General features: G+C 40.3%; 16 protein-coding genes and 1 pseudogene. 6 read left to right on the forward strand and 11 right to left on the reverse strand.

Translation table 11 applies throughout. The annotated features are described in order from the left end of the window. Positions 1-429: 429 nt before the first annotated feature. Together AB4238_RS05015 and AB4238_RS05020 are read right to left on the reverse strand one after the other, a co-directional pair. Positions 430-756, reverse strand: coding sequence for a hypothetical protein (locus AB4238_RS05015; RefSeq protein ID WP_372031947.1), 327 nt, complete (start codon positions 754-756; stop codon positions 430-432). Positions 757-863: 107 nt separating this feature from the next. Further along, entirely contained in the window at positions 864-1,226 is a 363-nt protein-coding gene (locus AB4238_RS05020) for a helix-turn-helix domain-containing protein (protein ID WP_372031950.1), read from the reverse strand. 339 nt (positions 1,227-1,565) lie between these two features. On the opposite strand from AB4238_RS05020, the gene AB4238_RS05025 reads away from it, so the two are divergent. The 3 genes from AB4238_RS05025 to AB4238_RS05035 all read left to right on the forward strand — a co-directional run bounded on the left by AB4238_RS05025 (position 1,566) and on the right by AB4238_RS05035 (position 3,850). Further along, positions 1,566-3,014: a tyrosine-type recombinase/integrase gene (locus tag AB4238_RS05025; protein WP_372031952.1), complete on the forward strand. Its 1,449-nt coding sequence runs from the start codon at positions 1,566-1,568 to the stop codon at positions 3,012-3,014. A gap of 150 nt (positions 3,015-3,164) precedes the next feature. Beyond that, a complete protein-coding gene (locus AB4238_RS05030) occupies positions 3,165-3,440 on the forward strand; it encodes a hypothetical protein (protein WP_372031954.1) in 276 nt (91 codons plus the stop codon). An 8-nt stretch (positions 3,441-3,448) separates the two neighbouring features. Continuing rightward, the gene (locus tag AB4238_RS05035; protein ID WP_372031957.1) at positions 3,449-3,850 is read left to right on the forward strand and encodes a hypothetical protein; all 402 of its coding nucleotides are present in this window, start codon (positions 3,449-3,451) and stop codon (positions 3,848-3,850) included. A 227-nt stretch (positions 3,851-4,077) separates the two neighbouring features. On the opposite strand, the gene AB4238_RS05040 is transcribed toward AB4238_RS05035, so the two are convergent. Then, complete coding sequence (locus AB4238_RS05040) at positions 4,078-5,127, reverse strand: helix-turn-helix transcriptional regulator (protein ID WP_372031959.1); 1,050 nt, start codon at positions 5,125-5,127, stop codon at positions 4,078-4,080. A 255-nt stretch (positions 5,128-5,382) separates the two neighbouring features. Between AB4238_RS05040 and AB4238_RS05045 the strand changes: the two genes are divergently transcribed. Next, on the forward strand, positions 5,383-5,511 hold the full coding sequence (locus tag AB4238_RS05045) for a helix-turn-helix transcriptional regulator (RefSeq protein WP_372031983.1): 129 nt from the start codon (positions 5,383-5,385) through the stop codon (positions 5,509-5,511). A gap of 308 nt (positions 5,512-5,819) precedes the next feature. Here AB4238_RS05045 and AB4238_RS05050 read toward each other — a convergent pair whose 3' ends face one another. From AB4238_RS05050 to AB4238_RS05085, 8 genes are read right to left on the reverse strand one after another with little or no spacing between them, the layout of a single operon-like run. After that, complete coding sequence (locus AB4238_RS05050; RefSeq protein ID WP_372031962.1) at positions 5,820-6,386, reverse strand: 4Fe-4S single cluster domain-containing protein; 567 nt, start codon at positions 6,384-6,386, stop codon at positions 5,820-5,822. A gap of 1 nt (position 6,387) precedes the next feature. Beyond that, a complete protein-coding gene (locus tag AB4238_RS05055; RefSeq protein WP_372031965.1) occupies positions 6,388-6,891 on the reverse strand; it encodes a hypothetical protein in 504 nt (167 codons plus the stop codon). A gap of 3 nt (positions 6,892-6,894) precedes the next feature. Beyond that, the gene (locus tag AB4238_RS05060; RefSeq protein ID WP_372031967.1) at positions 6,895-7,098 is read right to left on the reverse strand and encodes a DUF2997 domain-containing protein; all 204 of its coding nucleotides are present in this window, start codon (positions 7,096-7,098) and stop codon (positions 6,895-6,897) included. Then, positions 7,098-9,557 (reverse strand): hypothetical protein, encoded by a 2,460-nt coding sequence (locus AB4238_RS05065; protein WP_372031969.1) that lies wholly within the window; start codon positions 9,555-9,557, stop codon positions 7,098-7,100. Before AB4238_RS05065 ends, AB4238_RS05060 begins: the two co-directional genes overlap by 1 nt. Beyond that, the gene (locus AB4238_RS05070) at positions 9,557-11,314 is read right to left on the reverse strand and encodes a hypothetical protein (RefSeq protein WP_372031970.1); all 1,758 of its coding nucleotides are present in this window, start codon (positions 11,312-11,314) and stop codon (positions 9,557-9,559) included. The genes AB4238_RS05065 and AB4238_RS05070 overlap by 1 nt, the downstream gene beginning before the upstream one ends. An 11-nt stretch (positions 11,315-11,325) precedes the next feature. Then, positions 11,326-14,706, reverse strand: a complete 3,381-nt coding sequence (locus AB4238_RS05075; protein WP_372031973.1) for an AAA domain-containing protein — start codon at positions 14,704-14,706, stop codon at positions 11,326-11,328. 24 nt (positions 14,707-14,730) lie between these two features. After that, positions 14,731-16,341, reverse strand: a complete 1,611-nt coding sequence (locus tag AB4238_RS05080) for an AAA family ATPase (protein ID WP_372031975.1) — start codon at positions 16,339-16,341, stop codon at positions 14,731-14,733. Between the two features lie 39 nt (positions 16,342-16,380). Continuing rightward, positions 16,381-16,695 (reverse strand): hypothetical protein, encoded by a 315-nt coding sequence (locus tag AB4238_RS05085; RefSeq protein WP_372031977.1) that lies wholly within the window; start codon positions 16,693-16,695, stop codon positions 16,381-16,383. A 346-nt stretch (positions 16,696-17,041) separates the two neighbouring features. Between AB4238_RS05085 and AB4238_RS05090 the strand changes: the two are divergent. Together AB4238_RS05090 and ltrA are read left to right on the forward strand one after the other, a co-directional pair. Continuing rightward, a pseudogene (locus AB4238_RS05090) lies at positions 17,042-17,947 on the forward strand (IS5 family transposase). A gap of 710 nt (positions 17,948-18,657) precedes the next feature. Continuing rightward, entirely contained in the window at positions 18,658-20,130 is a 1,473-nt protein-coding gene (gene ltrA / locus AB4238_RS05095) for a group II intron reverse transcriptase/maturase (protein WP_372031980.1), read from the forward strand. Positions 20,131-20,241 lie beyond the last annotated feature (111 nt).

Below are 20,241 nucleotides of genomic sequence, written 5' to 3' on the forward strand. Positions count from 1 at the left end.
GAAAGACTGAGGAGCTCACGTAGTGCGGGTTTCAAAACGCTGTATGCTTCGCTATGGGATTTGGATATAGAATAACTATTAGCTCAAATCCCACTACTTGCCTACAGCGTTTTGAATTCCCGCTGAATGGTCAAACTTTTAATGCAATTGGTATTAGGCACGTCAGCAGCGAAGAAAGCGCAGTATTATTGCTGCTCACGCTCGTTAACAGCCCTCTATTGGGAAAGTATTGATTGTCCGCTTCTGTGTTGCATAAACTCAAAGGGCTACCAAGAAGTCATTTCACAACCTTGAGTGAGTTCTTTAGAAAACACTCTGGTTCCTCACTGTCTTATCGTGGTGGATGTAAACCAATATTGAACATCAATCTCCACAAAAAAAGCACTGACCTTGCGGTGAGCGCTTTCAGCCAATGACAGCTAATCGATATTACTTAAGAGTTGACCAGTCAAATGCTGCGTTAACGGGCTTCTTCTCTACCGCATCAACGGCAGCCAATTCAGCGACGGTTTCATTACGTTCGTTCTCAGCGCCATTATTGCCCGAGTCTTGCGACATTAAGTTAGCCACAAATTGTTCGAGATCAGCAAGCCGATATCGAACGGTGCCTTTATCTTTAATGAACCTAGGGGCTAGCCCATTCGCTATCTTGGTCGACTTTTTAGCGCGACTTTTTTGTAACGCACTCAACGAGCAGCTAATCACCACAGCAGCGTCGACTTCAGTCAGTAATACTTCATTTGAAATAGATAACATTTTAGGGCTCCAATATAGACACCCCGTTATTTTAAGCTAGATCAAAAAATCCAAAAAATTCTGGTTAAGCGCTAGCGCCATAGATCTGAAGATGATAGCGCCCATGCTTAAAGCCTCACACCTCTATTGTTTGAGGGGGCAACAAGAGATGACCAATCAAAATGATCCTCTCCAATTTCTATCTTTACCTCCAATGGAGCAGTATTAGGTCCCGCTTCATTTTGCTCAATTGGGCATGAGCTCGCTTTTTTGGTGTAAAAGTTGCGAGAGCCCTTATCCACTTTAAACTGATCCAAGGTATCAACACGGTAACGTACCCCCCCTAAATGCCGTACAAAGGCTGGCGCAATGCCGTTCGAGATCTTTGTTGAGCCGGTTGTTCGGCTTTTCTGTAAAGTACTCACCGAGATCTTGAGATATTCAGCAGCTTCCGTTTCAGTAAATAGTAACTTAGTCACTTCTTGTCGCATTTAGGTTGCTCCTCTAATAAAGGAACTGAACTCTAAACAAAAAGGTTAAAATCCATAAATTTGGTTTAAGCGCTAACTCATAAAACACCTAAATTTCGGGATCTGACTGACTAAATAAGCAAAATATCACCTATCTCATAAAAATATCATTTTTAATAAAAATAAATAAAACACGCACAAACCATTGTATTTAAAGTACAAAGAATAAAGAGGAACTCAAGGCAACGTCTAAAAAGTGGAAAAATCGCTTTCTAGCGCTTAAACCAAATTAACTGGAAAAAAAATTATTTGTCATTATTTGCGCAACAACACACCAAGTGCACTAATGAGGATAAAGACATGCTATATAACCTAATCATCGAAACCTTGCTTCCATGCATTAAGCGACTTTTTAAAGAGCCTGACACACAAGTTTCTGACGAGTTTCTCACAAACTTCAAACTCCACGGCCTGTCAAAAATGGCTGGAGAAACCAAAGCAGAAAAAAACCGCGCAAAACTTAATGATTGGTTCAATAAAGAAATTAACTATATAGAAATCAACATTTCAACTATAGCCAACTTAAATATACGCTTATACAGAAACAGTTTTGCAACTAAAAACAACGAGCTAGAAATTCACCAAGTCTCTGCAGTTGTTTTTTACTGTCGCGCTAGATCGCCACACTTAAAACACTCCCGTCAGAAGAAAATTTGTGATCTTTCTGCGGGAAAAAAACTTGTATCAACCGTTGAGTCATATCTAGCTGCAACTGCGACTCAAAAAGAAACCTATCAAAATGGTCACAATATTCACACCCGCAAATCAATGCCAACGCTGGGAGAGTACCTACCTGAATACGAAAGTTTAATCTACTTGAGGAACCCTAAAAAAACAAAATCAAAAATAAACCTGATTGAGCATCACTTTCCAAATTTACTATCAACTCCCATAAATGAAATATCTAAAAGCCACCTATTAAAATGGCTGCGGTCTCATACCATCAAACTAACAAGTCAACAGATTAACTCAGGCATATCACCCTTTGATTTAAAGGAGTCGACATTAAAAGGGGCGATGAGCACCTTAAGGGCTGCAATACGTGCAGCCTCTGAAGATCCTCGTCACCCTTTCGTATTCGACCAAGAATTAGTCAGTAATACCCTAAAGCTCCAAGTCAATAATATCGAAGATAAATATTATCAAGATGATGAACTAGCGGAAATTTACACCGAATTAGCCACCAGAGATAAGGAAAAGCTCAAAGGGAAGATTACAAGCTCTGCTTATGCTGATTACTTCACACCGCTATCTTTGCTCTGTTTTTACACAGGCCTACGCCCAAGTTACGCACTAAAAATCAAGAAGAGCGATATCAATTTCTCTCAAATGACATTAAAAATTAGCGGGACTGAAGGCAAAATTAAGAAAGATTATTATATTACAATCAATATTGAAATCGAAAAGGTTCTGAAGGAATGGTTAAAGCACTCATGCCATAAAAAGATGGCAACACCATGGCTATTCCCAAGCCCTACAAAAAAAGGAGCTCACATTAGTAGCTATAAGAAAGCACAGGCTACCTTTAAGGCCCGCCTTAGTTTCAAGCATTTCGACTTCAGAATCATTAGACATACATTTGCCACGATTTTTACTCGACAAACTAATGATATTTTCCAGACACAAAAAGCAATGATGCATGGTGATATCATATCAACCATGCGATACGCTCACCATATTATGAGTCGATTTAATAAAGAGTTGAGTGACTTTGGGGCAAATATGGCTTCTCGATTTATGCCCAATTAGGTTTCCCCCAACTTCTTATTAGACATAAAAGGCAACCAGTGAGTTGCCTTTTACAGTATTTAGCAATCACTTACTAAGGCTATTAGCTTAGAACTCGCCTTCTCACCTCCTACCTAGTTGTTGGACATCAAAAACAACAGGAGAACGTCGGTGAAAGCGAGTTATCAATCCCAGCTAAACGCACTGGTTAACTTACTTAATGAGGTAACTAACAGCCTTACAGAAGAGCTCAGGTATGCCGAACGAGGCCAATATACATTAGAAACTGAAGTTAATTTCTTGGAGTTCTCACTAAGGAAACGTTTGAGCAAGAAGCAAGTATTACCGATACAGCAAGAACAAGTAATAAAGCTTTGTCGCCAACACTTCAATAATTCGCAAGTGGCAACCCTAACTACTGATGAGGACAAATCATTAGTTAATTAGGAGCCACTATGAGCGATAAGAAGTCACAGTTCATCAGAGAGTATCGAAGGCAATCAAAGTCACCCTGGCGCGACCATAGCACTGTTTTGTTACTAGCAGGCCACCAAGTGACTGAAGACGATGATATCGAGCTTAGTTTTAGTCGATACATCTATCAACATAGAGATTCTGCAGGTCGGATTTTAGGGCTGAGTATCAGTAAATCAATACAAGAAGAGCATCCAGAACTTGATAATCAGTATCTGGAAGACTTCGATATGTACATGGTGTTACTGCTCTACAAAGATGAAGTGCAGAGCTTTTGTGGGCACTTTGATGACGAATTCGAAGCTATTTTTGGCTTACCAGCAGAAATATACTTCGATATCGCTGAACAGCACTGGGCACAAAAATTAGAGGATAATCTATAACGTTTACTCGCGAGCCTGGTGGCTCGCTTTTTTAGTATAAAATACAAGCGTTTCATTCCACAATAATAATCATGCTCCCTTTTAACTAATCTTCGTCATCAAAATAATCAACAGTTTCCGAATTAAGCTTCGTTTGGCAACTACTACATATCTCGCCAGTCACACCACTGCATCCATTTTCGCCAGTTAAATAAAGGGTACAATAACAGCTTGAACATTGAATTTGATTAATCATTTACTTTATTCTCCTTATATCCGAACCGTGCACAAATGACAGGCGAGCCTAAAATTGCTGGGATCATGGGGGTAATGAGTTTCTTATAAGTCATAGGAGCTGAGTACGTCATACTTACAGGACCAACATCATCTAGCTTCCGTTGATTAATTGAATCCTCAAGTTGGTTCTTGTGTTTATAAGCCCACGGTGCACGCTCAAATGTACCATCACCTTTGCTCCAAACTTTATAAATATCAATCCCGCAGGAATCTTTACTATGCATCTCAAGGCATAACTTACCAGTTGCATATTCTTGGTGGGCATTTACTTTGCGTTGTCTTTCAGATAACCAACTTCCCAAAGATATGGCTAGATTACTATCATAATTAAACAATTGATATTCATGAATAAGATTCTTGTTTTGACCAATTTGACTGTGAAAAATAGCTAAATAATGATGATCTCTATCGCCTGGAATGAGCGGGTGATTATCGATAAAAACATCATAAGCAGTGTCATAACACAAAGTAGCTACCGCACTCATCCACATAAGTTCTTCAATGAAAGTTGGCTTTACCCATACCAAACCACACTCCTCGTCATGACAAATAGGCCGAAATGACCAAGTCATTTCACTATTCGAGGAAGTGCTCTCAAAATGGTGCTCAATTGTCACTGACCACGGCAACTCTTTGCTCTGTAAATATAAGGTCACATCATCTGGTTTCAAACAGTCAAAAGGCATTGAGGAAGCTATAATCTCTTCTTTTATCACAGAGTTGATATCGTGAATTAGCTTTGTAGGCTCTCCGTCACGCATTACGAGCCAAGAATAAATGGGTCTATCAGGTGTAGGTAAAAGGGTATTAATTGAAACGGCTAGAGCCCTTGCTACTAACTCTGCAACATTATGCTTGGTCTTATATTCAGCATGAGCATCTTCAATACGTTGAATTGTTCTTGTCGCAACTCCAACACTTTCAGCTAAGCTTTCTTGACTAATCCCTCGCAGGTCTCGAACCTGCTTTACTTGTTCCGCATCTAGTTTAACGCTATTCATTTTTGCCCTTATATTCCGTTAGACAAGAGTTTAATTCACTCAGATAGACAAGAACACGACACATCAGACGATAAAATGAGATTAATGTATCTATAGTAATATCGTTTGCTGCAATTGGCTTGGAAGGTAGAGGAATGAAAAAATCAGAGTATGAAATAGTTAGCAATCAAATTTCACATATCAAAACGACGACTGAGGGGGCGATTAAATCTCTAGAACTAAACTAAAGTACTTAAGTACAATTGAAGATCAATTATTTATAGCAAAATGAGCCAACAAGAGTTTCCACAATCAATATCACTAAGTTGCAGATCTGTATCTTGGATTCGAAAAGAAATCGAAAACTGGATACAAAGCAAAGTGCAGGAAAGAGTAAGGGATTAAAAGCAGTCAACCGAAGAGTATAGGCTACTCCTTAGGTTCTGCTAAATCCTCCATGGTTTAGAAATCTTACACTGCCCAACTAAGATAAATAGCTAGCAAGCCCATTACAGGGATTGACTTATTATTAACGTGTCATCGCTGTTGTTAATTTAGCAAGAATTGAATAACTAAAAGTATGGAAAATCACTCAATTCGGTGTCCAGTTTTGATGGTGCAAATCAACACAATCAAAACTGGTTAATATTTCGGCGTGTCTAACTTGCTTCGGGCACCAAGTACCTTAGAAAATCGGCTGTTCCCACTGCACATTATGTTGGATAGCCAAGCACTCGCACTTCGCCAGTTTCTTCAATAATGATTTCTACTTCGTTTAGTCGTTTTGATCTTTGCTCAATTCTTGATTTTTCAGGATAAATGAGTTCCTGATTTTCCGAACCATACCATTGATTTTTGGTGTTTCTATATTGTTCCTGATATCGGCCTGTTACTAGTAAGTCAACGTTGGCTTCTAGGATTGTCCAGAGTTGTTGCTGCTCAAGTTCTAACTTGGTATATCCGGTATATAACATCACTGTTAAGGACGTTTGGCGCTTAATTTCTTGTATTAGCCATACTGTATTTTCTGCTTGATCGAGTGGCTCTCCACCTAAAATAGTGACCCCCTCAATATCTTCCTCTGCCAGAATCTGGGCCAGCAGAGTTTTGCGAGCCAATAATTTGTTGGCCTTAAATGACCACATTTGTTCATTCCAACAGCCTTTGCAGGCAAGCGAGCAACCTTGCAGCCACACGGCAAAGCGCCTGCCAGGTCCATAAATATGGGTGGCAGGCTCAATATGAGAAATATTAAACTGGGTACTGAATAAGTTCTTCATATTAAACAGAGCGAGTTAGTACGAGCTGAATTTTTCCTCGGATATGCTTTTCCTTTACGATGTAACCTTGTGCCTTCGCTTTGGCAATTGCCTGCTGGCGGGTTGCTTCTACCCTGTCAATTTTTTCTTGTTCAATGCGTTGTCGTTCAATCTCAGCAATGTTTTCGAGATGTACCTGATAACAGCCTTGATAGGCGACATTTAACTCGTTTAAAAAGCGACTCACAGATTGATACTGTTTTTGTGTAGCTGATTCAATACGAGTGGCATATTCATCTTGATCATGTTGCAGTTGCCAGATATCACCATTAAAACAAAATAGCTGTAAGCCGTTATAATCCCGACGGTTAGTGATGATGTCGCCAATGGTGACATTGGAGCGCTGTCGAAAACTATTAATATTCTCAGCTGTTATTGATACAGGCTCTGCTCCTAATGTCGCTAGCGCCGAAAATAGTACCTCCTTAATAGTGAAAGGAGTGGTTGTTTTGATTACTGCACTCATTGCTTATTTCCTTAGCTTAATCGTTTCACTACACTGAACCTCTTGTTTTTGGTGATACTCATCGGTGGTTTTAACCTGAATAATCCCGGTTGTATCTCCTAACAGCTCTTCAAGCGCTTCTAAACAGGTCTCCCCCTTGAATCCACTTGTCTTTGCGGTTATAGCGCCTTCCTCATCGATGATTAATGTGATTTGTTGCTCAGGCATTATATATCCTCTATTACTTGCTTTGGTGCACACAGTTTGGCGTTTAGACGTTGCGCTTCCCATTGTGCCTGCTCTAATAAATCAAGTGATGATAATGTGAGATAGCGTTGATTGTTGGCTTCAAATAATTCCAGCTCCTGGTAAATTGGTAGTGCTTCATTTGGCCAGTCGATGTTTTTAGCTTGGCTTTTACTTTTATTGTTACCTAGTTGTTTACTTAGTTCATCGCTTTCGTTGGTTTTGCGATAAGAAAATACAGAGCCGTGTTTATCAAGTGAATCTTGTGCAATCTTCTGGTCGTTAAGGGCGTTATCTAGTTTCTTTTTTGCTGAATCTAAATCTCGAGTCACTTTATTGCGGAGTTGGGTGTGAGTTTCAAGCACTTTTTTCAATGATTTATTGGTGTTTTTTGTTAGCCATTCACCCAACACGGTAGGCTCCATTGAATAGATTTTACTGATTTCTTCTTTTTGTTTATTAAGCGTTTGTTCAAACTTTTTTTTCCAGTTAGTTATAAATAACTCCTCATTAGCTGAAATCTGTTGCTGACGTTGCTCATTTGGATTTTCTTTGTCTTCTTTTGAGGTCTTTATACTGCTATGCGAGCTTTCAATTTCCTCTAATCGCATCAAATGTAGCTCAAATAACTCGGCCAATTTTGGATTGTTCTTGCTATTTTTATTGAGCCATTGAGTTGCCTGATGTATTGACATTGACGCTAGTTTGTCACTTTCAAGAACTAGCTCTTGTGTGTGTGTTGCAGCTGCTTTATCTCGACTTGCAACAAATTCATCATACGCTAGGGCATATTTGTCTTCTTCACCTGCTTTGAGGGTATCTACGTTGAGTTTCTCTTGTAAATAAATATCTTCTTTATGCTGTAAACTCTTTGTTAATTGTTTTTTTTTGTCGTGCCACTGTTTTTCTAGCTTTGCTTTTTCTATCGCTTGGTCGGTAGCATCATCATCGTGAGAAAGTTGTTTGAAGCACTCAAGATAGTTCTTTTCTTGCTGTGCTCGTTCGGCAGGTGTTGCCGTGATCATGCCTGGCTGACTAAGCTCAAAAATACACTTTTTGAGTTTCTTATGTTTGTGTTGCTGACCAAGTGCAAAGCTACTAAAAAAAGATAAAATTGATTGCGATACCGATGTGCGTTTTGTATCAAGCTTATCAAGTTTGACTTCAAGATCTGCTAATGCAGTTAACCAGTTGTTATTGGCGCTGTCCCAGTTGCTATACAGCTGGGATTTTCTGGCGTTTTTCGGGCAGTAAGGAGGGTGACGGTGCACGTTATAATGAATGCTCTTTGCCAGGCACTCACGAGTTAACTCTGTGTGTGAACTGGTTAGATCTTCAATGTTATCGTATAAAAAACTATCCATATTGTCAGTGTATACAGGCTCAAGCGTAAGCTCTACAGATTGCTCGCATTGATAAACGTTATTCGCTTCATCAACAAACATAAATTGTGAATCTAAGTTATCAACATGACGTGATTTATCGAGTTGCCATTGAGCTGCATCAAAGGTTTGGTCAAGGCTATTGGTTAGTTCGATTGACTGCTGGTGATTTAATTTGAGACTCCAATTGACCTGCTGATTTTCTGCGTTATCAGGAATGAACCAACAGCCACTGTCTGTCGCCACAACGTTTGGAACGTTTAAGTCTGTGAGTGCTACATTTTTATTATCACTAACTAATGATTCCGCTAATTCGGCCTTATTAAGATCTAAAATGCTGTTAGCTGCCCAAGACAGCTTGCTTGCTAATGCGGAATCAAGCTTATGGTGATTGAGTTGACTAAATTTAATATCACTTGCCTGAGTAAAATTACCTGCTAATTGTTCCGGCAGCTGATATTGATGATTAACCACAATGTTACCAGCAGGATTTGTTACTGCTTTGTCTGATTGCTCACCTTGTTTGATGACTTGTTTTTCGCTTTTATCCCAAAATAAATGGCAAAAACTACGATAAGTGTCTTGGGTTTGTGCTGCTGTTAATATAATAAAAAAATTGTCATCGTCATCATTGTTGGTGAAGACAGTCGATGAATTTAAGATATGACCAACTGGCGAAAATGTAGCATGATCGCTAATTAGCAGCGCACCTTGTTGTGGTTCGCCAGTGCGAATTAAGCAGCGACTGGATAGCGCACTAATCGCCTGTTTATTTTTATGTTCATTGCCTAAATACAAATAAATCCTGATGCCTTTATCGGCAGAATTTTGTAGTGCTTTAATTATGTCTGCGTTAGTTAATTGATCTACTGCGAGTAGCAAGGTCAGTCGAGTATTATCAATTAAATTGATAATTGTTTGTTGTTCTACAGCCGCAATAAATGCAGGTAAACTGAGGTTGTCTTCGGCTGCGCAGCCCTGATCGATAAAAATAGGCGGCAATAATTCATCGTGATAATGCTTAGTAAACGATTCTTGTTGTATCTCTAATATGCTCATTATGCTGTTACCTCAAGCGTGTTGTGCGCTAGTGCACGCTGTAAATATTCTGGAAGTTGCTCAATAACTATTGGAGTGAATGTTGGGTAGCCGTGAGCGTAATAAGCGGAATCTTTACTGATTAAAAAGTCCAAGCTAACGGTGCATTTCCAGGCGGTAATATGGTCATTTGATTTAAATATCCAGTAGCGGTCATGATTATCGGCACGCTTAGAAAACGATTCTATATTCCATTGTTCAGGGCATTTGCCTGTTAGTGCTTCCGCATCACCTAATTCTGTGAAAATGGTTATATCAGAGCTACTTAATGGCTGTGCAATTACTTTAAGCAGTGACTGTTGGCGGTTAGTTCTTATGTACCGGTCTGAGTAAATAAATTGGGTGCAAGGCTTGTCCAAAGAGAGCTTCTTAATGAGTTGCTTGATATCGACGGGCTCTTTATCAATTAAGGTTAATGGCAGTGCTGCAATAGACGACAGGCTTGGGGTTAAATCATTGATTGCGGCACAGTGCCAATAAGCGTGAGGATTCTTTTCTTTAGATAAAGTTCCAATAAGGTCATTGCCCGATAACGGCACTAATTTGTATTGCTTAAGTGCTGGCTGAGCAAGCCATGATCGTTGATCTGCTTCCGCGCTCACTGTTTCTTTAAAGCTGCTGGCATGATAGCGTTCTAACCAGGCCAAGTGCCATTGACTAGCTTCTTCTTGAATTGGCTCAACTGGCAAGTGTTGTATATTAACATGGTCAAAGTGACCATATTGAGTCTCCATTTTAAATTCTGGATAATTATTTAAGCTAAATTGACTCAGCATTCCCTGATGTTGTTTAGTTAGCGGAAACGGAACGCTGGCTCGCTTAATCTGCTGCTGCCAGTGTCCGCCAAGGTGTATTGCCAATGATGAAAAAATAGCAGGAGCTTTTGATAGATATTCATTCTGCTGGTATTCGAAATCGACCCGACTTGCTTGTTTTAAATCATGTCCTGATAAAATATTTAATGGGCCTTCAAGTGTGATACTTGAGCTATCTAAAGTAAGTTCCCAAGTTAAGTTAAGCGTTTTATTGTCGGTGGCACCACAGATAACTTCTGGGGATATAGAGATAATATCCTCTGAAGTTAATCTGTTGCTGGTGTTTTTTTCGCTACCAGAAAATTTAACCGCTAGGGTTTTAGGATTATTGTCCTGCAAACTAATAGCAAAGGCAGATTGCGCGGCATCTCGACCTTTGTATAAAATCTTATGTTTTGGCTCTTTAAAGGCGTTATCACGTTGGATTAATAATGCTCTAGTACCTAACAGCGGATCATTGTCGCTATACCAAATATGATAAAGCCCGCGCTCGCTAATAGGCATTTTTCCTGTGGTGAGCACCTGTTTAGCTTTATCGGTTAATGTGTCGTTGCTGAGCAGGCCTTCCATTTTTAAGTAGGATGTTAATCTTATCGGTAAACTACTCGGATTTTGTTGCGCCTGCTTGAGCAAGCTAACGATGTCATCTCTTTTTTGTAGTAGACAAATGGTCGCGATAACCGGATAGCGTTTAACATTGAGTTGGCGTGATAAACGTACTGAAAAAAATCGATTACTTTCATTACTCGCTACGCCATTATTTGACGGCTGTTCTTTAGCTGAATGTCGCGTTTTTTTATTTTTAGGGGCTGCCATTTTTTTATTAGCAGTACTCACCTTTAATTCTTCAAGTCCGCCAAAGCCACTGCCTTTTTTGTTCGATCTGTTGTTTGGTTGATTCATTTATATATTCCTTAGCGCATCGTCAGGCATGTTTTTGCTTTAGACAGCTGCTTTAATTCTGGCGAACGAGACCTGCTTGAAAAATAACTGTGATGCCCGACAATCGCTAACTGGTATCTGGCGCGGGTGATCGCTACATTTAAGCGATTTGGCGCATCTAGAAAGCCATCTCGTGTTGTGTTAACCATGCTTAACATGACAAAGTCAGCTTCTTGTCCTTGAAAGTAATCCACCGTGGCCAGTTTGATCTGAATGCCAAGGTAATCAAATTTTGCATAGGATCTGTTATTGCCAGTGAGTTTTTGCAGCGCTTCTCGTAAAGCTTTTTCTTGGCCTTTGTAAAAGGTTAAAATTGCCATGTCATAAGGTTCATTTTTTCTATTTTTGACCTTTCCTTGTGCCCATTTACAAAAACGTTCAATTTCAACAATAATACGACTTACTTCATTAAGGTTGGCATTTTTATATACGCTGCCCGTTACATCAATCCAGACATTATGCTTGGCAAACCTTGGATAATTCCACTGGCGTGCAGCACTGACTTGGTTACCATCAAATAGCGAACGATTTTGATAAAATTGCTCGCGTGGATAAGCAGAAATGTCGGGGTGCATCCGATGCTGATAGGTTAATGTCGTATGGCGTTGTGATTTTTCCGTGGGATGAAAACCTTGGTTTAAGGTGGTAGCTGAGTCTACTTTACGTTTTACTAAACCGTCACCGGATAGCGCCTCTAAGATCGACGGAAATGCGATGTTTTTAAGTCCGTGCACCCGGCCAAGTACGTTAATAGCAGCTGGGAGCAGCCTGTTGATCTGAGTCTCAAGTCCTTTGGTTTTTCCTCTTCCTGATGATAACCGCAACCAATACTCTCGCTCTAAACGCCAGCACAGCTCTTCGGCCCAGTTAGTTTCTTTAAATCGGCTTAAATATGCTTGGTTTATTTCGGTCGATGTTTTTTTGTTGTTTTTTCTAAAATCAACACTTTGCTTGTTTTTGTAATTGGTATTATGAATAAATGCATGGCGCTTAGATTGCCAGTGTTCACTCAACATAATTGCATCAACGGGTAGGCAATACTCCAATGTACTTAAGGCGGTAGGGGTAATAAAACAGATACTATGCTGATAAAGTAGCATTGGATTTTTTAGGATCTGAGTTGGGCCATAAATATTTAGACTTTCATTTGGTCGCTCGCCAATCAGTAATAAATTATTGAGTTGATCGCAGCGGTGGGATCTCGCTTTTATTTCGTTACCTAACGCCTGTAATACGCCAAGTGAAACAGGCACGATTAGTTGGTTGTTATAGAGATTTTGTTGATCTCCTCTTAATTCTTCGAGTAAGAAACACGCTTGTTGGATGTCTGGTGATAGTAACTTGGGTGCTTGGTAGTTAGATGATTTCTCATGGCCGCGACCCGGTTTTAACATTAGCTGCTGTAGATTACATACAATTTGTTCACGATCGGTAAACGGCGATAATTGTTTGACATCACCCACTAATACAAAGCTTTTAGCGTATTGTGCCGGTACTAAAAACTCTTGGAAGGTTGTTTTACTGCACTCATCAATAATCATGACATCAAACGGCGCATTGCCATTATCTAGTGACAACATTCGCTGCCTAAATAGTTTTAAAATGCCAATAGTTGTCCCACAAACCAAATTAGATGAGTCGACTAATATTTGTTCGGAAATGTTGTCTGATAACTCTTTGTTTATGCTGGTTAGTTGATTGTCATATTGAAAATGTTCAACATTTGTTGCTTTACTTTCATCACCAATACGGAGTGGGAATATTTCATCAAGCAGGTTATTTTCTTCAACCCGTTCAAGCACATTATTAATAGCTGCGTGCGTCGAGGCGCTTAGTAAGATTCGCTTGCCTTGGCGTACTAATTGAACAATTAATTCTAAGATGGTAGTGGTTTTACCTGTCCCCGGCGGACCGTCTAAGATAGTAAAATCACTAGATCCTAAAGCTTTTGTGACAAACTCACGCTGTTCTTTACAGCCATCAAAATTAGGATCACTTAGCACTTTCCAGTCAATTGACTTGGCGTAGGGAGTTAGGTGTGCCCACTGGATGTTTTCACGGTTTTGCAACAGTTTAATTAGTGTTGCTTGTCCTGCCGTTGGGCGCAGCATTAAATTATTAATTGCATCACGTTGTTTTTTTAGTTGCGATGTATCTACCTGAACTCGTAATGTCGATTTGTCTGCGATTTGAGGATATACAGACTTATGTCTTTGTTTATCGACGTTAGTTACTAACAGTAACTGGCGTTCTTCAGGTTTTGATTTTATGACCTTGTAACCTGGATCTCGATTGCTATTCTTGTTTCTCTCACCATGATGAATATTGACGTAATCTTCAAAGAAATAATCTAAAACGGATTTGCCGCTATCATCAGAATTTTCGGGTTCAATGAGTTGGATCCAGTGTTCTTTTATTTGCTCTTTGTTTATTGTTAACTCGAGTTGGGGGTATTCGTTACAAACAAGGTCACTAATCGCTTGTTGATCAGATTGCTGTGCTTGCAGGCTAAACCCTGAGCTTTTTTTGTAACTAATATTCCACTGCTTTTCTGCTAATGGTTTGTCGTGATGACTAAAGTGACTTGCTGATAATTTACTTAATGAGTCTTGTGTTATATCAGTGATGATCGCATGTTTGATTGCTGGCTTTGTTGCGTTGATTACCAGCCAGCTGTTGCCCGTTTTTATCGGATTAAGTTTTTCTAATTCCGTAAGAGCGCATGTGCTCACGATAATAAAATCACGTTCAATATCATCAACAGCGAGCTTAGATGTTGGGGTGATTAGCCCTAGTATGGTGACTGTATTATTTTTGACGGTAGCTGAACATAAAAAACCATCGACTTTAACGCTATTTAGCGTGCTTAGATCGAGGCTTAGAGGTTGCAGTGCTAATTGATAGCCAGACCATGTAATCGCTTTTATTTCTGCCAGTTCAGGCAGGAAAATTTTGTATTTTCCACTGCTCTGCACGAAGTCATCTGCTGTTATATCAAATGACTGCCGCTCTCTTCCTTTACCGACCGTAATTTTATCATTAGGATCTGGCATAAAATCATCATCAAGTGGTGTACCGTCGACCTCGTCAGTGATTTCATACCAGCCTAAGTTGTTATCTTGAACCTCAACAACCGAAGTTAGAGTGACTTGATAAATCTTTTTCTGTGGTATTAATTGGTAACTCTCATAAGCTAAGGGTTTCCAGTGGCAGCTAACCTGCTTGCCTTCCAATGCTTTTATGCTGTTTTCTAGATAATGCCTAAAGGGTGTTAATGTGTCTGTTGCACCTTTTGATAACTCAGCACCATTGATGCTGTTGTTCTCAAGCGCAGAAAAAAAGGGGTTTTCCATAACTACTTCTACTTCTACTGTTACTTATATAAAGGGGTTTTCGCCTTCTTGCTTTAAACGTACTTGGCTTGATGACTTTTTGTTATCTAACGGTTCAGGTTTTTTGCTGCTAGCTGGTACAGCACGACCTTTTGCCCACTTTCTGGTGTTATCAATAATTTCGTGCATCGTTAACGACAATGGGGAGGTGTTTTGAATCGCAGTTTGTAAATATTCAAATGCTAATGGTCGCCCGGCATCAAATGACAAAAACATCGCTTCTTTTACTGCTTCTTCGAGCTCTGCACCGGTAAATCCTTGGCTAATAGCTGCCAACTTATTAATCTCATCTTCGGAAAAATCGTCAAGGCGATCACGGTTTTTTAGATGAATATTGAGTATTTCTATCCGATCAGACTCGACTGGTAAATCGACAAAGAAAATTTCATCGACGCGACCTTTTCTTAGTAATTCAGGCGGTAATTGTGCAATATTATTGGCGGTTGCAACGACGAATACCGGTTTCTCTTTTTCTTGCATCCAGGTTAAGAAGCTGCCTAACACCCGTGCGGTTGTGCCGCCATCAGTTGAGCCAGAACTTTGCATGCCAGATAGACCCTTCTCAATTTCATCAACCCATAAAATACTAGGCGATAGCGTTTCTGCTAGTTGTAATGCTTGGCGCATATTCTCTTCAGACTGACCCACTATTCCGCCATATATTTTGCCCATGTCGAGCCTTAATAACGGTAACTGCCAGGCGTTAGCCACTGCTTTTGCCGCTAAACTTTTACCGGTCCCGGGTAACCCTAGTAGCAGTACGCCACGTGGTGTTTCTAGACCATAGCTTTTTGCATCTTCACTAAAAGACTGCTTGCGGCGATTGAGCCAAGATTTTAAATTATCAAGACCGCCAATATCATCAAGAGTGGCTTTAGGGTGGAAGTATTCTAGGTGACCACTTTTTCTTATTACCTGCTCTTTTTGGCTAACAATAAGAGGGATTTCTGCGTCGGTTAACCGTTGTTTTTCGCAAGCTGCCTTGGCAAAAGCAAGCTGTGCTTCACTCGTCGAAAGGCCAAGTGCGGCTTCTAATAATTGCTGTGTCGGAGTAAAGTCACGATCATCCAACTGAAAACGTTGTTTTGCTTGTTGAGCTAATTTTTCTAAATCGTGAGTGTCCGGTAATGGCATCATCATGACTTGTACTTCTTTCTCGAGTTCAGCCGGTAGTTGGGGATACGGTTGTGATAAAATTATCGTGCAATCGGTGATCATTCCTGTTGAAACTGAGGTGGAAAAATGTCTTAACCTGCTGATTTGCTGATGCTCATGCTCTTGTAGATTAGGGTGAAAATCTTCGATTAAAAAGATACGACCTTCTAGCGAAATCTCATCGTCACCCTCATTATTATTGATTAATTCTAAAATTTCATGAGGCTGCTTATAGTCATTAGACAATGTTTCTAGTAATGAATCCTTATACTCTCTGAGCCCGTTTGTTCGATCCCAAATATAGACAGAAGTATCTAATTCACTTGCCACCTTAAATGTTGCTGCGCGGATACGTAACGTTTCATGGCTAATTATTTGAATTATTGGGGCGCCCGCTTGAATGTTTAATTTTAGTTGAGCACTAAAGCTTTTTGAATTCAACTTACCTTCCTTGTATATAAAATTGTATTATTTATAGTCTTAAACGCTTTTTGCGAACTGGAGGCATCTTTTAACGAATAAGGATAGGCCGCGCGTAGCCGCGTTCTTATCTGTTAAATTGCTATTTTCTTTATCGAACAAATCTATAGCGTTTTTTGTCCCACCAACAAATCTCATCTGTTTTTCTTTAAATATATTAAACAAAATATCTTGAAAATGTAGGAATTCATATATTGCATTTCCAGCATCATATTTGTTAGTACCAGTTTTAATTACTGATGAACCTAACAAGTCAGCAGCTTCATCCAGCATCTCAGATAAATCCCTGTCTAAAATTAATTTTGCATTTAACATATCACGCAACATATTGATGTAAAGAGACTAATATCATAAATACCAACCACTTTTAAGGTTAACCTTGCCGTAAAGTTGAGCAAGAACATTTATCAGGTCCATTGTTACTCCACATGGAAAACTTAACACATTGAAACATATCAGTTATATTTTCATGCTGAAATTTATCGATGCTATTTGAGCTGATTTTTGCTTCTCTAATAATTAAAATTATTAGAGAATTATTATAACTGTGCGAATAGACAGTGTTTTTAAGCTTTGGGCGAGGCCTTGTTTCCTAAATCGAATGAACCTTTTGCCGTTAGCGTGATCTGATCTCCCAAGATAGTTACGCGGAAGCAGCAAAATGGGAAAATCTAAGCATAAAATAACCAACTGGCCTCAGTACAATAAAGCGCTAGTTAATAGTGGTTCTCTGACATTTTGGATTGATGAGCAAGCCATTAAGTCTTGGCGATGTACCGAACATCATGGTCGTCGTGGGCGAGGGTATATTTACTCCGATGTTGCCATTGAAACTGCACTGGTTGTTAAAGGCGTATTCAATTTGTCACTGCGAGCACTAGAAGGCTTTACCAACTCTGTATTTCAGCTTATGGATGTGCCACTAAACTCCCCGAGTTACAGCTGTATCAGTAAGCGGGCTAAGACTATTGAAATTAAATATCGGGCAAAGAGTCATGGTCCTGTGGCCCATGTTGTTATTGATTCTACAGGCCTCAAAGTCTACGGTGAAGGTGAATAGAAAACCCGTAAGCACGGCAAAGAAAAGCGCCGTACCTGGCGTAAGCTACACCTAGCAATTGATAGTAGTACGCATGAGATTGTGTCGGCAGAAGTCACCTTGGTTAGCGTGGCGGATAATGAAGTGTTACCCACTTTGCTCAACCCGTTGAGAAGGCGAATAGCTCAAGTCTCTGCCGATGGAGCATACGAGACGAAGGCATGCCATACGCTGCTTCAACGCAAAGGTTGCAAACCCACTATTCCACCCAGAAGTAATGGCGGGTATTGGGAAGGTGGGCACCCGAGAAATGAGGCAGTTAAAGCGCTTAAGAGTAACGAGCTAGCGCAATGGAAACAGGACAATGATTATCTATCTGAAACCGCGATGTATCGATATAAGCAGTTGGTTAGCCCTAAACTTAGGCTTCGGGATTACAACGCTCAGGTAGGTGAAGCTTTAGCCGGTGCAAAAGCAATCAACAAAGTCATAGGACTAGGAATGCCAATTAGGAAACAAGTTGCCTAGTTCAGTAAAACCCTTGGGGTAGTTGCATCTATAACAAGGATTTGGTCAATAACACCTTTGGGCGATACAGCTTTAAAGATGAATTTATTGAAGTAATTCGTGACAGTTACAACTTGCTCGTAACTCGTAATGGGGCGTGCGACATGAGGTCGTATGAAGCGCTGTCCACCGCTTAATAGAGTGGACCATCTGTATCACCAGATGAACCTAGGAGCCTGAATAAAGTAGCGGCTCTGACAATGTAACGAAGATAGGTTTAAAACCTGTCGGGGGCTAAGTCGTGAGACAAAGCCCCTCCTGATAACCACACGTTGGGTAAGTGCTAGGTAGACAGTATGATGAACGTATGTGAATCCGCATAAGGTGCGTTATATGAGAAACAGCGGAAGTGGTTTATACGCTGTGGCCAAAAGGCAACAAGAGTAGGAAAGAGATTGCCCCATGCTCTTTCGTGATCAATAGGCTCTTCGCACTATAGCGGGCATCTAACCTGTCGTCGCGTGACATACGGAACATGGTAAGCCTGTATTGCTCCCTCTGGGAAAGCTTATTCGGCCGATAGCAATGCAGGTAGAGGAGGTTGGAAAAAGCAAAGGCTGCATTGTAATGATGCAGATACAGGCCTATGTCTGATCACGAAAGTGAGCCCACTTCCGACTGGTCTCTCATTGCAAGAGAGTGTGAAGAACTTTATTAAAGGAGAAAAGCAAATGATGATTTCGAATGAAATTAGTGCATCTTCTGACGGTGCACTATGGCAAGCCATCAATTGGCAGGCCGTAGAGGCGCATGTATTAAAGCTTCAAATGCGTATTGCAAAGGCAATAAGAGAAGGTAGACACGGCAAAGCCAAAGCATTGCAGTGGATATTGACTCACTCACGTTCGGCTAAGCTGTTAGCGGTCAAACGTGTATCACAAAACAAAGGTAGTAAAACATCTGGAGTAGACGGTGTCATCTTAAATACAGATGCTCGTCGCATGAAAGCGGTTGATAAACTTTCACGTAAAGGATATCAAGCAAAACCACTTAAACGGATCTATATCCCCAAGAAAAACGGCAAACTCAGGCCATTAGGTATTCCTTGCATAATAGACAGAGCTCAACAAGCACTGCATTTATTAGCATTAGAGCCTATTTCTGAATCATTAGCCGATCCAAATAGTTATGGCTTTCGCCCTAATAGAAGTACAGCAGATGCCATTGGGCAATGCTTTATCTGTCTAGGCCAGAAGAAATCAGCTAAATGGGTACTTGAGGCAGATATCAAAGCCTGCTTTGATAAGATTGGACATCAATGGCTCTTAGATAACGTTCCTATCGATAAGCGAATGTTATCGCAATGGCTCAAGTGTGGCTTTATGGATAAAGGCGTGTTTCATCGAACTGACGAGGGAACACCACAAGGTGGGATAATATCGCCCACCTTGATGGTGATGACCCTTACAGGGCTGGAACAACATGTCAAATCCACTGCACTGAGTAAAGGTCAACGAGTCAACTTTATTGGTTATGCTGACGACTTCATCGTTACAGGGCATTCAAAGGAATTTCTTGTAAATGAAGTCAAACCGCTCATTGCTGGCTTTTTAGAAGAACGTGGCTTGACTCTCTCTGAAGAGAAAACACAGGTAACACACATTGACGATGGCTTTAATTTTCTGGGTTTCAACCTTAGAAAGTACAAAGGGAAGTTACTCATAAAACCGAGTAAACCCAATGTGCTATTGTTTCTGCGAAATCTGCGTGAACTCATCAAGAAACACGCAACCATACCAGTGAACGACCTCATCAAATTGGTGAATCCTAAGCTGCGTGGTTGGGCGAATTACTATCGTCATAGTGTTGCCAAGAAAACTTTCAACTACATTAGTCATAAGCTATTCGAGATGCTATGGCATTGGGCTAAACGACGCCACCCGACTAAATCTAGACGGTGGATCGCTATGAAATACTTCATCAATCGTAAAGGGCAATGGCAATTTCACGGTTGGCGTAAAATAGCGAATATAGATTCTCAGTTTAATCTTGTTCAGATAGCCCAAACTCCCATAAAAAGGCATGTGAAGATAAAAAGCCCAGTTACAGCTTATAATCCTGAGTTCGCTGATTATTTAAAAAGGCGAAAACAACCTGATAAGTGTCGTAATGCTTGGTCTTCACCAGTCTCGCCTTTGTTTTAATTGCTGGGTATCAAACGATACTTTATATGAGGCTTGAGCCCAGTGCAGTGAAAGTTGCACGCTGGGTTCTTAGGGAGACGGCACTTGGCAACAAGTGTCGTCCACCCGACA

The organism is Shewanella sp. 10N.286.45.A1 (genome assembly GCF_041470405.1).
Classification (GTDB): Bacteria; Pseudomonadota; Gammaproteobacteria; order Enterobacterales; family Shewanellaceae; genus Shewanella.

Bases quoted from the DNA above. Each gene is read 5' to 3' on its own strand.
- AB4238_RS05015 (WP_372031947.1), bottom strand. From the start codon at position 756: ATGTTATCTATTTCAAATGAAGTATTACTGACTGAAGTCGACGCTGCT.
- AB4238_RS05020 (WP_372031950.1), bottom strand. From the start codon at position 1,226: ATGCGACAAGAAGTGACTAAGTTACTATTTACTGAAACGGAAGCTGCT.
- AB4238_RS05025 (WP_372031952.1), top strand. From the start codon at position 1,566: ATGCTATATAACCTAATCATCGAAACCTTGCTTCCATGCATTAAGCGA.
- AB4238_RS05035 (WP_372031957.1), top strand. From the start codon at position 3,449: ATGAGCGATAAGAAGTCACAGTTCATCAGAGAGTATCGAAGGCAATCA.
- AB4238_RS05040 (WP_372031959.1), bottom strand. From the start codon at position 5,127: ATGAATAGCGTTAAACTAGATGCGGAACAAGTAAAGCAGGTTCGAGAC.
- AB4238_RS05050 (WP_372031962.1), bottom strand. From the start codon at position 6,386: ATGAAGAACTTATTCAGTACCCAGTTTAATATTTCTCATATTGAGCCT.
- AB4238_RS05055 (WP_372031965.1), bottom strand. From the start codon at position 6,891: ATGAGTGCAGTAATCAAAACAACCACTCCTTTCACTATTAAGGAGGTA.
- AB4238_RS05060 (WP_372031967.1), bottom strand. From the start codon at position 7,098: ATGCCTGAGCAACAAATCACATTAATCATCGATGAGGAAGGCGCTATA.
- AB4238_RS05065 (WP_372031969.1), bottom strand. From the start codon at position 9,557: ATGAGCATATTAGAGATACAACAAGAATCGTTTACTAAGCATTATCAC.
- AB4238_RS05070 (WP_372031970.1), bottom strand. From the start codon at position 11,314: ATGAATCAACCAAACAACAGATCGAACAAAAAAGGCAGTGGCTTTGGC.
- AB4238_RS05075 (WP_372031973.1), bottom strand. From the start codon at position 14,706: ATGGAAAACCCCTTTTTTTCTGCGCTTGAGAACAACAGCATCAATGGT.
- AB4238_RS05085 (WP_372031977.1), bottom strand. From the start codon at position 16,695: ATGTTAAATGCAAAATTAATTTTAGACAGGGATTTATCTGAGATGCTG.
- ltrA (WP_372031980.1), top strand. From the start codon at position 18,658: ATGATGATTTCGAATGAAATTAGTGCATCTTCTGACGGTGCACTATGG.